Origin of the sequence: Streptomyces beigongshangae (assembly GCF_019710745.1) — a bacterium.
Lineage (GTDB): Bacteria > Actinomycetota > Actinomycetes > Streptomycetales > Streptomycetaceae > Streptomyces > Streptomyces beigongshangae.
The window spans coordinates 34,611-47,914 of sequence record NZ_JAHKJW010000044.1 but is presented as its reverse complement, the minus strand read 5'-3'; the positions used below and the strand labels follow the sequence as shown (position 1 = coordinate 47,914).

The following is a 13,304-nucleotide window of genomic DNA, read 5'->3' as shown; positions in this document are numbered from 1 at the left end:
CGTCGTCACCCTGCGACAATTCGCCCTGGTGTCGTCCCCCGCCCTCTCGGTAGCGTGGCTGCGCTCATGACCCCCTCGCCCCACCGGGAGCCGTCCGTGAACCGCCGCCCCACTCTCCTCGCAGCGATCACGCTGACCGCCGCTGCGGCCCTGACGCTGTCCGCCTGCGGTGGCGGCGACAGCACGAAGGACAGGAACAAGGACAGCGACAAGATCGCGGGCGCTGACACGGGCACGGAGAAGCCGGCTTCGCCGAGCGCGCCGGAGGCGGCTGCGGGTCGACCGAAGATCGAGCTTCCGTCGGATCTCACGTACACCTTCGAGTGGCCCAAGACGGGCGACAAGGAGAAGGACGCGGTCCTGGCCGACAGCCAGCAATTCATCAAAGCCGTGGATATGGCCATCGCTGAACAGGATCCGCTGCACAAGGCATACCTTTTCTACTCCGAGGGAGAGGCGGCGGCAGGCAGCGAGAACTTCATCCGGGAATTCGTTGAGTACAAAGACCGCATTACTGGGGCCAAGCGGTACTACAACTCCAATGTGAAGATCAGTGATGACGGGACGGCTGGATTCGCTTACTGTGAAGATCAAAACAAAGCGTACAACAAGAGTCTGAAGTCCGGTAAAGTCGCTGTGACCGAGAAAACGAAAGACAACTACGTTCTTTACAACAGTCGGCTTCGGGTCAACGAAGAAGGCATCTGGGTCACCGAGAAGCTGACGTCGCAGCGTGGGAGCGCCGCATGCCAGTCCTGAAGTTCAGAAGTCCAGCAGTAGTCGCCTTCGTGACCACCGCAGCTCTGGTGTTGTGCCCAGCGCAGGCATTCGCAGGGTACGGGCACGGTGGTAGCACCAACGGTGGCTCTGACACCACGGCATCAGGAAATGCTGGCGGTGATGGCAGCGTCAGCGCAGTAGCCGGGGCCGTGGTCTACGACCGTGGCAACAACGGTTCCGGTGATTCAGTCGGGCCGGTCACTTCCGCGGCGTCGAACTGGACTCCACCCGCCTGCTACTACGCGCCGAAGTACACCCCGGAGCAGCTTGAGAAGTACATGAAGAAGCTCTGGGCGGCGGAGTCGACGGGCTACCAGTGGGACGCCCAGCGGCGTGAGAAGTTCGAGGGCGGCGGGTCGTACAAGGACTTCAACAAGGACAAGGCCGGCGAGGGCTATTTCTGGGACTCCTACGTGACCGAGGGCCGGGAGGGTGACCCGGGCGCGCTGGACTGCACGAAGGACATCTTCTGGGTGGACACGGGTGACGCCCCGCCGCCCGACATCCCGCAGGCGATCACCCCCGAGATGCTGGCCCAGCTCGCGTACGCGGAGATCCGTGTGCCCTCGACCAGGGTCGAGCTGGCGCCGGAGGGCACGACGAAGGTGAACCTGCCGACGTGGGCGTGGCTGGACGCGGCGAAGTTCAAGCCGGTCTCCGTGACGGCGTCCGTCCCCCTGTTGCAGGTTCAGGCGACGACCACGGCGGAGCCGCTGTCCCTGAGGATCGAGCCGGGCACGCCCGACGCGACGACGTACCCGGCGTCCGGCGTGTGCGAACTGAACGGCGACCGGATCGGCGAGCCCTATGCGAGGGGCAAGTCCGACCGGACCCCGCCGTGCGGTGTGAGGTACCTGCGTTCGTCGGGCGACAACTCGTACCCGCTGAGGGCCACGGTCACCTGGAAGATCAGCTGGACCGGCACCGGCGTGAACGGCGCCCAGCCGCTCCCCGACGGCGAGTTCGGCGCCGGCCAGGACGTGATCGTCCAGGAGATCCAGTCCGTCAACCGCTGACCGGAAGATCATCGACGCCGCCTCACCGCCCGGTTCGGGCAGCGGGACACCGTGGCGGTCTCGCGCTGCCCGAACGTGATCACCGGCCGGACCGGGGCGTGACGGATCAGCCCCGGGCCACCGGTGCCTGCAGTTCCGTCACCCAGTCATCACGATTTTCCGGGCACTCCAGGCTGATCTCGCGGGGGTATCCGGTCGACCGGTAGCCGTTGGCGTCGATCCAGCGGGCCAGGGCCTGGGCGGTGGGGAGCACGGCGTCCATCGAACCGCGGTGCACGATGGTCGCCGCCTGGCCGAGGGACGGCAGGTCGAAGATCCGGAAGGTGCCGTCCCGAGGAGGGGCGGAGACCTGGACGGCGGCGTGGACGCTGATCCTGCCACCGCCCTCCGGAACGTCCTCGTAGTACGCGACGCCCGGGCCCGTAGGCGTGATACCCGCCGAGTCCAGGCACCGGAACAGCTCGTCGTAGAGCGGCCCTATCACCGGGCCGATGTCCGCGGGCTCGAAACTCGCGGCCGTTGCGGTCAGCTCCGCCACCCGGACGGAGGGAACGCTCTTGATGACGACGTCGTTCGTGGGCATGTGCCCCTCACTCTCGATCGCTCGGAGCCTCGCCTCGACCTGGACCAGCCGTGCTCCCGCGGCAGCCATGGCGGTCTCCAGTTCGGCCCGCCGCAGCCGCAACATGCCGCGTAGTTCCTCGGCGCCGACCTTCTCGTCCACGATGTCCTGGACCTGCTGGAGGGTGAATCCGAGGTCCTTGAGCGCGATGATCCGGTTGAGGCGGGCGAGCTGGGCAGCGGTGTAGTAGCGATAGCTGCTGGCCGGGTCGACGTGGGCCGGGCGCAGGAGTCCGGTCGCGTCGTAGTGACGCAGCATCCGGACCGAGACGCGGCCGTGCCGGGCGAAGTCTCCGATGGTGAACATGATGTCTCCGAGCTGACCGCCTGACACGGTGTGAGGGTCAAGAAGCTGCGTGACGGCCGGGGGACGGCGAAAAGCCGGAGCCTCATCGGTGCCGCTGAAGAGGCTCAGTGCTTCTGTCGTCCCAGTCCTGCAACGAGCATCGCCCTGCCGGAGTTCGCGCTGGTGTCGTCTCCCGCGCCCTCGGTAGCGTGGCTGCCCTCAAAACGCCTTCGCCTCAGGGGAGACAACTGTGAACCGCCGTCCCACTCTGCTCGCAGCGGTCACGCTGACCGCCGCTGCGGCTCTGTCGCTGTCCGCCTGCGGTGGCGGCGACAGCGCGAAGGACAGGAACAAGGACAGCGACAAGATCGCGGGCGCGGACACGGGCACGGGGAAGCCGGCGTCGCCGAGCGCGGACGCGGTGGACTCCACCGACCGGCCCAAGATCACGCTTCCGCCGGACCTGAAGCTCACCTTCGAAACGACGAAGACCGGAGATGCGGTCAAGGATGCCGTCCTCGCCGACAACGCCGAGCGGATGCGCGCCGTGGACGCCGCGATCACAGGAACGGATCCCGAGGGAGAGGCCCTTGCTTACTACAACACGGGCAAGGCGCGAGAGGCTGCGCTGACCTGGGTCCAGCAGTTCAAAGATGCCAATTCCTCCCTGACGGGAGAAGCGCGCTACTACGACCGAAACGTGACGCTGAAGAACAAGACCACAGCCCTGCTCAGCTTCTGCGCGGACGAGAGCAAGGGATTCAGCAAGGACAAGAAGACCGGCAAAGCCGACAAGACGCCTGTCACGAAGAACAGCTATGTCCTTTACAACACGCGGTTGGAAAGGAACGGCGCAGGAATCTGGCAGACGTCTCAGATCATCTCTACGAGGGGGGCGGCGCAATGCCAGCCGTAGGGCGAATCGCCGTGGGTGCGACTGTGATCGCCGCTGTCGCGGTGCTCGCCGGAGGGCCTGCTGCTCGGGCGGACTTTGTGCCGGGCGGCAACGGGACGGGTTCCGAGACGCAGGCGGAGGGCGGTCGGCAGGGCCAGAAACTGACCTCCACGGCCGGGGCCGTGGTCTTCGACCGTGACAAGAACGGGTCTGGAGGGTCGGTCGGGCCGGTCACCTCCGCGGCGTCGAACTGGACTCCGCCCGCCTGCTACTACGCGCCGAAGTACACCCCGGAGCAGTTGGAGAAGTACCTGACGCCGATCTGGGAAGCGGGTTCCACGGGCTACGAGTGGGACGCGGAGCGGCGTGAGAAGTTCGAGGGCGGCGGGTCGTACAAGGACTTCAACAAGGACAAGGCCGGCGAGGGTTACTTCTGGGATTCCTACGTGACCGAGGGCCGGGAGGGTGACCCGGGCGCGCTGGACTGCACGAAGGACATCTTCTGGGTGGACACGGGTGACGCCCCGCCGCCCGACATCCCGCAGGCGATCACCCCCGAGATGCTGGCCCAGCTCGCGTACGCCGAGATCAGGGTCCCCGGCACCAGGGTCGAGCTGGCGCCGGAGGGCACGATGAAGGTGAACCTGCCGACGTGGGCATGGCTGGACGCGGCGAGGTTCAAGCCGGTCTCCGTGACGGCGTCCGTCCCGCTGTTGCAGGTGGAGGCGACGACCACGGCGGAACCCCTGTCGCTGAGGATCGAGCCGGGTACGCCGGATGCGGCGACGTATCCCGCGTCGGGTGTGTGTGAGCTGAACGGCGACCGGATCGGTGAGCCCTACGTGAAGGGTGGGTCCGACGAGACCCCGCCGTGCGGTGTGAGGTACCTGCGTTCGTCGGGCGACGGCTCGTACCCGCTGAGGGCCACGGTCACGTGGAAGATCAGCTGGACCGGCACCGGCGTGGACGGTGCCCAGCCACTGCCCGACGGCGAGTTCGGGGCCGGCCAGGACGTGATCGTCCAGGAGATCCAGTCCGTCAACCGCTGACGGGGAGGGGAGAAGGGGCGGCGCTTCCCGCCTCGGTCCCGGCGGCGTGACGAATCCGGCAGGGCCGGATGGGTCACCGCCGCGGTCTTTCGGGGACCGGCGATCGTCCGGTGGCGTCGGGCGTGTCAGGCGCGGTCGTGGAGCGTGATCTGGTAGCCGTCGGGGTCGGCGAAGGTGAACGTCCGGCCGAAGGGGCCGTCGATCGGCGCGGAGACGATGGTGTGACCGTCGGCGGCGAGAGCGTCGTGGATGGCCTGGACGTCGGTGGCGTGGAGCCAGATCGCGGCACCGATGCCGGGCTGGGCGACGGATGCGAGATCGGTGCCGGGAACGACGTCGCGGAGTGCGAACGCGATCGGCTTCGTCTCGAAGACGACGGCGTGCGGAGGCCCGGCCTGCGAGCGGACGAGGCCGAGGTACTGCTCGTAGAACGCCTGCGAAGCGTCGAGGTCGCGCGCCTGGAGCGAGATGAAGTCGGGGCCGGTGACGGGCATGATGGTGCTCCTTCTCTTCGTGTCAGCTTCCTGACACGGATCAATGTATGTCAGAATCCTGACATGAGTCAAAAAGCTGTCGGCGTCGACCTGGACAAATCACTGGGCTACCTGCTGAAAGAGGCGTCGAGCGCCCTGCGCGTGGCCATGGAGGAGGTGCTGCGGCCGCTCGGGATGAGCGTGACGCACTACGCCTGCCTCGAACTGCTGGCTCAGCGGCCGGGCTTGTCGAACTCCGAGCTCGCGCGGGGCGCGTTCGTGACACGGCAGTCGATGAACGTGTTGCTCCAGACCCTGGAACGAGAGGGCCAGGTGACCCGGCCCGCGGAGGCGCCCGTCGGGAAGGCTCTTCCCGCGCGGCTCACGCCGCACGGTCGGCGGAGCCTGGAGAAGGCGACCGTGGCGGTCCGGTCGGTCGAGGACAGAATGCTGGCCGGCATGACCGAGGCCGAGCAGTCGGGCGCGTTCCGGATCCTGGAGAGCATGATCCATTCCCTGCGCAAGGGTGATGACGGCGCATAACGCGTTCCGCGGCGCACGTCTCGCCGCGCCCTGACGGGAGTGCGGCCGCCTGGGAAATGAGCGGCAGGGTCTCCCCGGCGCGCGGTACGGTGCGCCGATGTCAGCGATCAGGAACTTCCAAGTCACCTTCGACTGCGCAGAACCCGAGCGCCTCGCCCGCTTCTGGTGTGAAGTGCTGGGGTACGTCGCACCGGCGCCGCCGGAGGGGTTCGCCACCTGGGACGATTTCAACCGCACCCTGCCCCCTGAGAAGAGGGGGGCGTGGTTCGCCTGCAGTGATCCCTCGGGAGTGGGCCCACGCCTGTACTTCCAGCGCGTCCCCGAGGGGAAGGCCGTCAAGAATCGGGTACATCTCGACGTCCGGGTCGGCACCGGGCTGGTGGGGGACGAGCGCCTCGCCGCGCTCGAAGCGGAGTGCGCGCGGCTGGTCGCGCTCGGTGCGACACACGTGCAGACGCTGTACGCCGATGAGGAGAACGAGTCGTGCATCCCGATGCTGGACATCGAGGGCAACGAGTTCTGTATCGACTGAACACTCTCCGAACCGGGAGAGCAGGAGAAGGTGGAGGGAGACCTTCCCCGGACCTCTGGTCTCGTACTCGTAGGAGACCGGTTCTAGCGTTCCGGCCGCGGAGCGTGATCCGGGAGAGACGCGTCGGAGGGGGCCGGCCGTTGTTCCAGCCACACCCCGTCGCGCATGATGACCCTCCCGCGCAGCTCCGGCTCGCCACGCCAAGCGCGCACAGTCCCCGGGACCACGCGTACGTAGAGAAAAGAGCCCTCTTCCGCGCGTGGGTCCCACCCGAACTTTTCCGCGAACGCCTCCGCCGCGCCTCCAGGCACTTCCTGCTACGGGAAGCACTCCGCCTCACCCTGGAGGAGCACCACGTCGAAGGTGTCCGGCAACGCCAGGCGCACGCGTGGCTCTTCGCGGACGTTCCGTGCGGTCGCGGAGGTGGCGCCGGTGCACACCCACACCGCTCGCCCGTCCCACAGGAACCACAGCGGCACCTGGTGCGGCCCGTGATCGGGATGAGCCGTCGACACCCATACGTCCCGCTCGGTGGCGAGCCGCTCCAGAGCGTCGCGCGTACGCTCCGCCGTCCGGCGACGAACGATTCCCGTGGTCTCCATGAGGACCGACCCTAGCCAGCGGGTGCGCGGCGCGCCTGGGGCGCGGGACCTGCTCCTGGCGACCGATGAGCCCCTCGGCCCGTGGCTCGGGTGCGCAGAGTCGTTCAGTCGTTGGTTCAGGTGGTGCGCGGGGGCGAGGACGCCTTCAGGGTTCGTATCAGATCGTGCAGGCCGGGGCGGGTCGTTGCGAGGACGGTGTCGGGGTCGTCGCTCTCGCGGAGGTGGACCCGGCCCGAAGGGGCGGCTGACACGTAGACGCAGTTCGAGCTGTCACCGCTGTACGTGGATTTCTGCCAATGGGGTGTGGGCATGTTTGATCTCTTTCAGATGTCCCGGATGAGGCGGTGGACGAAGTCGCGTGACTTGGCGGGGCTGAGCGAGCAGGACTCCATGTGATCCAGCACGGAACGGTATTTGCTCAACTGTGCTTCTGCGTCGAGAAATCCGCAGCCTCCGTGGTGCGTGTCCAACTGGACGGTGTCGAGCTGCGGAACCGGGCCCTCAAGGTAATCGAATGACTGACCTGTGCTCGGGAAGTGATCCGCGCCTCCCTCCCGGAGGCACTCATGGTCACCGCAGCCCCGCCCGACACCTGGACGTACGCCCTTCGGCTGCCGCACGACCCCCGCGCCGCACGCGTCGCACGTATGACCGTGCGGGCCGCCCTCAGCGGGCACGGGATGGCTCAAGCCCTCGACCCCGTCGAGCTGTTGACGTCCGAGTTGGTCACCAACGCGTACCGGCACACCGACGGGCCCGCCTCACTGCGGCTCACCGCGTCGGGGGACGGGCGGTTGCGCGTCGGGGTGTGGGACAGCAGCCCGCACGTCCCGGCACCCTTCGACCAGCCTCCCGGCGTCCCGCGGAACGGACCGGACCGGGGTGCCGGCAAGTTGTTGTGGTTCGAGGTCCAGGTCTGAGGACGTCACGCCTGGTGAGAACCCTCACCGTGCCCCCCGCCCCCGCGTGAGAGCGAAGTTCCCCGGTGGTCACCCACAGCCACAGGGCGGAAACGCGTCGTCCCTACCTTCGGGAGCACCACCCGGAGACATCGTGGAGGCGCGAGATGACAGCCCCGAGCAGCAGCACCGCACCGCGCAAGGGGGGCCGCTGGATCGAGCAGTGGGACCCGGAGGACGAGGCGTTCTGGAAGGAGACGGGGGAGAGGGTCGCCCACCGCAATCTCTTCTTCTCCGTCCTCTCCGAGCACATCGGGTTCTCGATCTGGACCCTCTGGTCGGTCATGGTGCTCTTCATGGGGCCCGAGTACGGGCTGACCCCCGCCGACAAGTTCTTCATCATCTCGATGGCCACGCTGGTCGGCGCCGTCGTACGCGTGCCGTACACCTTCGCGGTCGCCCGGTTCGGGGGCCGGAACTGGACCATCATCGCGGCGAGCATGCTCCTCGTCCCGACGATCGCGGCCTTCGTGGTGATGGAGCCCGGGACGTCGTTCGGGACCTTCCTCGCGTGCGCCATGCTCGCCGGTGTGGGAGGGGGGAACTTCGCCTCCTCCATGACCAACATCAACTCCTTCTTCCCGCTGCGGAGGAAGGGCTGGGCCCTCGGGCTCAACGCCGGCGGCGGCAACATCGGCGTGCCCGTCGTGCAGCTCATCGGGCTCGCCGTCATCGGGGCGGGCGGCGGACCGCGTCTGCTGCTCGGCATCTACATCCCGCTCATCGTCGTCGCGGCCGTCCTCGGCGCCCTCCACATGGACAACATCGCCTCCGTGAAGAACGACACCGGCGCCGCCAGGGAGGCCGTCAGGGACCCGCACACCTGGATCATGTCCCTCCTCTACATCGGGACGTTCGGGTCGTTCATCGGGTACAGCTTCGCGTTCGGTCTCGTCCTGCAGACGCAGTTCGGGCGTACGCCGCTGGAGTCGGCCTACGTCACCTTCGTCGGGCCGCTGCTCGGCTCGCTCATCCGGCCCGTGGGCGGCTGGCTCGCGGACAAGTACGGCGGGGCCCGCATCACCCTGGGGAACTTCGTCGGCATGGGCGCCGCGACCGCCGTCATCGTGGTCGCCTCCATGCGGGAGTCGCTGGCCCTGTTCACCGCCGCGTTCATCGTGCTCTTCGTGCTGACCGGGCTCGGCAACGGCTCCACGTACAAGATGATCCCCGGCATCTTCCAGGCCAAGGCCACGGCCCTCGGGCTGACCGGGGAGGAGGCCGCCTCGTACGGGCGGCGGCTGTCGGGGGCCTCGATGGGGCTCATCGGGGCCGTGGGGGCCGTCGGCGGGCTCGGGATCAACCTCGCCTTTCGCCAGTCGTTCCTGAGCGTAGGTTCCGGCACCGGGGCCTTCGTCGCCTTCCTCGCCTTCTACGCGGTCTGCTTCCTGGTCACCTGGGCCGTATACCTTCGCCGCCCGGCCGCCGCCGAGTCGCCCGCCACGGCCTCGTCGGAGGCGAAGCCGCAGCTCAGCTATGCCGAGGTGTGACACGAACAGGGCGCGGCACAGGGTGCGGCGCGGGGCGCGGCACGGGACGTAACACGGGTGACATCGAGCGGAACCGAGTCCGTCACGCATGATTGACAGGCTCGGTCGTCCGCCACGGGGCGGGGCGGACGGGGCGCGCGGAGGACGCCCCGGCCCAGCGGGTGACGCGGACGACGAACACCACTCGAACGGGACGAGAGCCATCCATGTACGAGCAACCGCAGCAGCCGGCGGAGCAGCAGCCGCCGCAGCAACAGCCGCAGCAGTCGACGGAACGGCAGCCGGAACAGCGGCCGGAACAGCGGCCGGAACAGGACGTGGGGCGGTCCGGCCGGCCGGAGCACGGGCCCCTCGCCGGGTTCACCGTCGGGGTGACCGCCGCCCGCCGTGCCGACGAGCTCGGCGCCCTGCTCCAGCGGCGCGGCGCCGCCGTCCTGCACGCCCCCGCCCTGCGCATCGTGCCCCTCGCCGACGACAGCGAACTGCTCGCGGCGACCAAGCAGCTGCTCGACCAGGCCCCGGACGTCGTGGTCGCGACCACCGCGATCGGCTTCCGCGGCTGGATCGAGGCCGCCGACGGGTGGGGGCTGGGGGAGCACCTGCTCGGCGTGTTGCGCGGTGTCGAACTGCTCGCCCGTGGACCCAAGGTCAAGGGCGCCGTACGCGCACAGGGGCTGACCGAGGAGTGGTCGCCGTCCTCCGAATCCATGGCCGAGGTGCTCGACCGGCTGCTGGACGAGGGGGTGGACGGGCGCCGGATCGCGGTCCAGCTGCACGGCGAGCCGCTGCCCGGCTTCGTCGAGTCGCTGCGGGCGGCGGGCGCGGAGGTCGTCGGCGTCCCGGTGTACCGGTGGCTGCCCCCCGAGGACATCGGTCCTGTGGACCGGCTGCTCGACGCCACGGTCGCCCGCGGCGTCGACGCGCTGACCTTCACCAGCGCCCCGGCCGCCGCCTCGCTGCTGGGCCGCGCCGAGGACCGCGGGCTGCTGCCCGAGCTGCTCGCCGCTCTCGACCACGACGTGCTGCCCGCCTGCGTCGGCCCGGTCACCGCGCTGCCGTTGCAGGCCAAGGGCGTCGACACGGTCCAGCCGGAGCGCTTCCGGCTCGGCCCCCTCGTGCAGGTGCTGTGCCGGGAACTGCCGTCCCGGGCGCGGACCCTGCCGGTCGCCGGGCACCGGGTGGAGATCCGCGGGCACGCGGTGCTGGTGGACGACGCGCTGCGGCCCGTACCGCCCGCCGGCATGGCACTGATGCGCGCGCTGGCCCGGCGGCCCGGCTGGGTGGTGGCACGCGCCGAGCTGCTGCGGGCGCTGCCCGGCGCCGGCAAGGACGAGCACGCCGTGGAGACCGCGATGGCCCGGCTGCGTACGGCGCTGGGCGCGCCCAGGCTCATCCAGACCGTCGTCAAGCGCGGCTACCGGCTGGCCCTCGACCCGGCCGCCGACGCGAAGTACGCCGACGCCTGACCCGCCGACGCCGTCCCCTTCCCGGAGGGCCTCCGCCCGGCAGCCGCGACCCGCCCGGCAGCCGCGACCGGCACGGCAGCCGCCGTGACGGCGACGGCCGTGACGGCCGCCATGGTCGTACGTCATCGGCATCGGCATCGGCATCGGCATCGGCACCCGCGCCAAGAGGCCGGGGGCGGACGCGGACACGGTGCGACCGGTGAGCGTGGCGCGACCACTGGGCGCGGCGCGACCGCTCAGCAGGGCGCGTCCGAGCGGAGCGTCCGGGCGGCGCGGGCCGGTACGGGGCGGCGCGCGGGGCTTCCCGCCGCGCGCGGGGGAGGGCACTGTAGGGGGACGGGCCCCGCACGGCCCCTCCAGGTCCCCCTCTCCGCTCCGCGCACCCTCACCGACCCCCCTCCCTCCTGGCGGCAACCCCTAGGCGGTGACAGGCACATGGCATCGGGTACGGCCACGTCCCCGTACGAGCTGCGGTTCGACTCCGGGCGGATCTGTCTCGACCTCCTGGCGACCACGCACCCCGAGGAACGGATCGGCTCGGCCGCTCCGTTGCGGGCCTGGATCACCGGATCCGGGCTCGTCCCGGCGGACACGCCCCTCACGTCGGCCGACTCCTCCTGGATCGTGGGCTTTCGCGAACTGAGGCACCACATCGGCCAGTTGGTGCGCGGTGAGCCGGACCGGGACTCCGAGCCCTTCGGCGCCGCGCTGGCCCGGGTCAACGAACTCGCCCGCGCCGCACCGCCCGTACCGTCGGCGGTGTGGGACGACGACGGCTCGCTCGTCCGCGTGCTGCGCTCCCCGCCCACCTGCTCCGCGCTCCTCGCGGCGGTGGCCCGTGACACCGTGGAACTCCTCACGGACCCGGCGGCCCGCGCGAGCATCCGCCAGTGTGAGGGAGACAACTGCCCGATCGTGTACCTGGACACGTCAAGAGGACGTCGTCGCAGGTGGTGCTCCAGTGAGGTGTGCGGAAACCGCGAACGGGTGGCCAGGCACCGGCGCAGAGCAGCCCTCGCACGGGCTTAGGATCCTCCGTGGATCCCCCGTGAACGACTTGTGGAGCAGATGGGAAGGCGTAGGAATCACGTTTCCCGCAAAGAAATCCATTCACTTTGAACAGCGCAACGTCCGCGCCCGTATCCGGAGATGAGCGACCGACTGGGGGATCCCCCGGACACCGGAGGTAGGCGTGCGCAAGGATTCCGCCGTGGCCGATGAACGATCGCCGAGGGCCCGACATCGCATGTCCCAGCCCTCGGAACCGGACGAGGAGCTGATGCGTGCGCTGTACCGGGAGCACGCGGGGCCCCTGCTCGCCTATGTGCTGCGGCTGGTGGCCGGAGACCGGCAGCGGGCGGAGGACGTCGTGCAGGAGACGCTCATCCGCGCCTGGAAGAACGCCGGTCAGCTCAACCGGGCGACCGGCTCGGTACGCCCCTGGCTGGTGACGGTCGCCCGGCGCATCGTCATCGACGGGCACCGCAGCCGGCAGGCCCGGCCGCAGGAGGTGGACCCGTCGCCGCTGGAGGTCATTCCCGCCGAGGACGAGATCGACAAGGCGTTGTGGCTGATGACACTCTCTGACGCGCTCGAAGACCTGACCCCCGCCCACCGGGAGGTACTGGTCGAGACGTACTTCAAGGGGCGTACCGTGAACGAGGCAGCCGAAACCCTGGGGATACCCAGCGGCACGGTGCGCTCACGGGTGTTCTATGCCCTGCGTTCGATGAAGCTCGCACTGGAGGAGCGGGGGGTGACGGCATGAGCACATACGGGGGATACGGAACGGGTAGTCCTGGATCCATGCAAAGTTCGCAGGGGCAGGGCGATCTGCACGAGACGGTGGGTGCCTACGCGCTGGGCATCCTCGACGACGCCGAGGCGACGGAGTTCGAGGCGCACCTCGCGACCTGCGAGTGGTGCGGGCAGCAGCTCGACGAGCTCGCGGGCATGGAACCGATGCTCGCCGCCCTGGCGGACCTGCCGGGTACCCGCGGTACACCGGCCATCGGTGAGACGCTCGCCGCCCGACCGAGCCCACAGCTCTCGGACCGGCTGGTCGGCGAGGTCGTCGAGCGCCGGGTCCGCGCCAGGAAGAGCCGGCGTCTCTTCTTCGGGCTCGCGGCCTCGCTGATCATCGGCGGCCCCATCGCCGCGATCGTGGCCACCGGCGGCGAGACGACCCAGGAGGCGCGCCCCGCGCAGACGGTCAGCACCGCCAAGCAGGTCTTCACCGGCATGCCGGACAAGGTCCAGCGCACGGACGCGGCCACCCAGGTCAGTGCCGCGGTCGGCATGGAGAGCAAGCCCTTCGGCACCTCGCTGGCCCTGGAGCTGAAGAACGTCAAGGGCCCGCAGAAGTGCTCCCTCATCGCCGTCAGCAAGAACGGCGAACGGGAGACGGCGACCACCTGGACCGTCCCGAAGTGGGGCTACGGCATCAAGGACGCCCCCACCGAGCTGGCCCGCAACCCGCTCTACCTCCAGGGCGCCGTGGCGATGAACCAGGCCGACATCGACCACTTCGAGGTCGTGACCTTCGACGGCGACAAGCTGACCGAGGTCGACGTGTAGGCGGATCAGGAACGG

15 protein-coding genes and 2 pseudogenes are annotated in these 13,304 nt (G+C 69.3%); 12 read left to right on the top strand and 5 right to left on the bottom strand.

All coding sequences use genetic code 11. From position 1 onward, the window contains the following. Window positions 1-96: 96 nt before the first annotated feature. Window positions 97-759: a hypothetical protein gene (locus tag KM933_RS28475; RefSeq protein WP_221357418.1), complete on the top strand. Its 663-nt coding sequence runs from the start codon at window positions 97-99 to the stop codon at window positions 757-759. After that, window positions 747-1,796: a hypothetical protein gene (locus tag KM933_RS28470; protein ID WP_221357417.1), complete on the top strand. Its 1,050-nt coding sequence runs from the start codon at window positions 747-749 to the stop codon at window positions 1,794-1,796. The genes KM933_RS28475 and KM933_RS28470 overlap by 13 nt, the downstream gene beginning before the upstream one ends. 106 nt (window positions 1,797-1,902) lie before the next feature. Here the strand turns inward: KM933_RS28470 and KM933_RS28465 are convergent, their stop codons facing one another. Then, complete coding sequence (locus KM933_RS28465; protein ID WP_221357416.1) at window positions 1,903-2,724, bottom strand: MerR family transcriptional regulator; 822 nt, start codon at window positions 2,722-2,724, stop codon at window positions 1,903-1,905. Between the two features lie 229 nt (window positions 2,725-2,953). Between KM933_RS28465 and KM933_RS28460 the strand changes: the two genes are divergently transcribed. After that, window positions 2,954-3,619, top strand: coding sequence for a hypothetical protein (locus KM933_RS28460; RefSeq protein ID WP_221357415.1), 666 nt, complete (start codon window positions 2,954-2,956; stop codon window positions 3,617-3,619). Then, entirely contained in the window at window positions 3,607-4,647 is a 1,041-nt protein-coding gene (locus KM933_RS28455) for a hypothetical protein (RefSeq protein ID WP_221357413.1), read from the top strand. The genes KM933_RS28460 and KM933_RS28455 overlap by 13 nt, the downstream gene beginning before the upstream one ends. A 125-nt stretch (window positions 4,648-4,772) precedes the next feature. Here KM933_RS28455 and KM933_RS28450 read toward each other — a convergent pair whose 3' ends face one another. Then, window positions 4,773-5,141, bottom strand: coding sequence for a VOC family protein (locus KM933_RS28450; protein ID WP_221357411.1), 369 nt, complete (start codon window positions 5,139-5,141; stop codon window positions 4,773-4,775). Between the two features lie 63 nt (window positions 5,142-5,204). On the opposite strand from KM933_RS28450, the gene KM933_RS28445 reads away from it, so the two are divergent. After that, window positions 5,205-5,663 carry a MarR family winged helix-turn-helix transcriptional regulator gene (locus KM933_RS28445; RefSeq protein ID WP_221357404.1) on the top strand — a complete coding sequence of 153 codons (459 nt, stop codon included), beginning with the start codon at window positions 5,205-5,207 and terminating at the stop codon, window positions 5,661-5,663. 97 nt (window positions 5,664-5,760) lie between these two features. After that, window positions 5,761-6,195: a VOC family protein gene (locus KM933_RS28440; RefSeq protein WP_221357402.1), complete on the top strand. Its 435-nt coding sequence runs from the start codon at window positions 5,761-5,763 to the stop codon at window positions 6,193-6,195. Between the two features lie 83 nt (window positions 6,196-6,278). On the opposite strand, the pseudogene KM933_RS28435 reads toward KM933_RS28440, so the two are convergent. The 3 genes and pseudogenes from KM933_RS28435 to KM933_RS28425 form a co-directional block, all read right to left on the bottom strand. Beyond that, a pseudogene (locus tag KM933_RS28435) lies at window positions 6,279-6,797 on the bottom strand (pyridoxamine 5'-phosphate oxidase family protein). A gap of 116 nt (window positions 6,798-6,913) precedes the next feature. Continuing rightward, a complete protein-coding gene (locus KM933_RS28430) occupies window positions 6,914-7,108 on the bottom strand; it encodes a DUF397 domain-containing protein (protein WP_221357400.1) in 195 nt (64 codons plus the stop codon). 12 nt (window positions 7,109-7,120) lie between these two features. After that, window positions 7,121-7,345, bottom strand: a pseudogene (locus KM933_RS28425) (Scr1 family TA system antitoxin-like transcriptional regulator); the annotation flags it as partial. A gap of 18 nt (window positions 7,346-7,363) precedes the next feature. On the opposite strand from KM933_RS28425, the gene KM933_RS28420 reads away from it, so the two are divergent. The 6 genes from KM933_RS28420 (at window position 7,364) to KM933_RS28395 (ending at window position 13,289) form a co-directional block, all read left to right on the top strand. Beyond that, window positions 7,364-7,717, top strand: coding sequence for an ATP-binding protein (locus KM933_RS28420; RefSeq protein ID WP_221357399.1), 354 nt, complete (start codon window positions 7,364-7,366; stop codon window positions 7,715-7,717). Window positions 7,718-7,863: 146 nt separating this feature from the next. Next, window positions 7,864-9,246: a nitrate/nitrite transporter gene (locus tag KM933_RS28415; RefSeq protein ID WP_221357397.1), complete on the top strand. Its 1,383-nt coding sequence runs from the start codon at window positions 7,864-7,866 to the stop codon at window positions 9,244-9,246. A 206-nt stretch (window positions 9,247-9,452) separates the two neighbouring features. Further along, window positions 9,453-10,712, top strand: coding sequence for a uroporphyrinogen-III synthase (locus KM933_RS28410; protein ID WP_221357387.1), 1,260 nt, complete (start codon window positions 9,453-9,455; stop codon window positions 10,710-10,712). Between the two features lie 435 nt (window positions 10,713-11,147). Next, window positions 11,148-11,741, top strand: a complete 594-nt coding sequence (locus KM933_RS28405; protein ID WP_221357384.1) for a CGNR zinc finger domain-containing protein — start codon at window positions 11,148-11,150, stop codon at window positions 11,739-11,741. Window positions 11,742-11,958: 217 nt separating this feature from the next. Beyond that, window positions 11,959-12,480, top strand: coding sequence for a sigma-70 family RNA polymerase sigma factor (locus KM933_RS28400; RefSeq protein ID WP_221357382.1), 522 nt, complete (start codon window positions 11,959-11,961; stop codon window positions 12,478-12,480). A 38-nt stretch (window positions 12,481-12,518) separates the two neighbouring features. Further along, the gene (locus tag KM933_RS28395) at window positions 12,519-13,289 is read left to right on the top strand and encodes a zf-HC2 domain-containing protein (protein ID WP_221357380.1); all 771 of its coding nucleotides are present in this window, start codon (window positions 12,519-12,521) and stop codon (window positions 13,287-13,289) included. Window positions 13,290-13,304 lie beyond the last annotated feature (15 nt).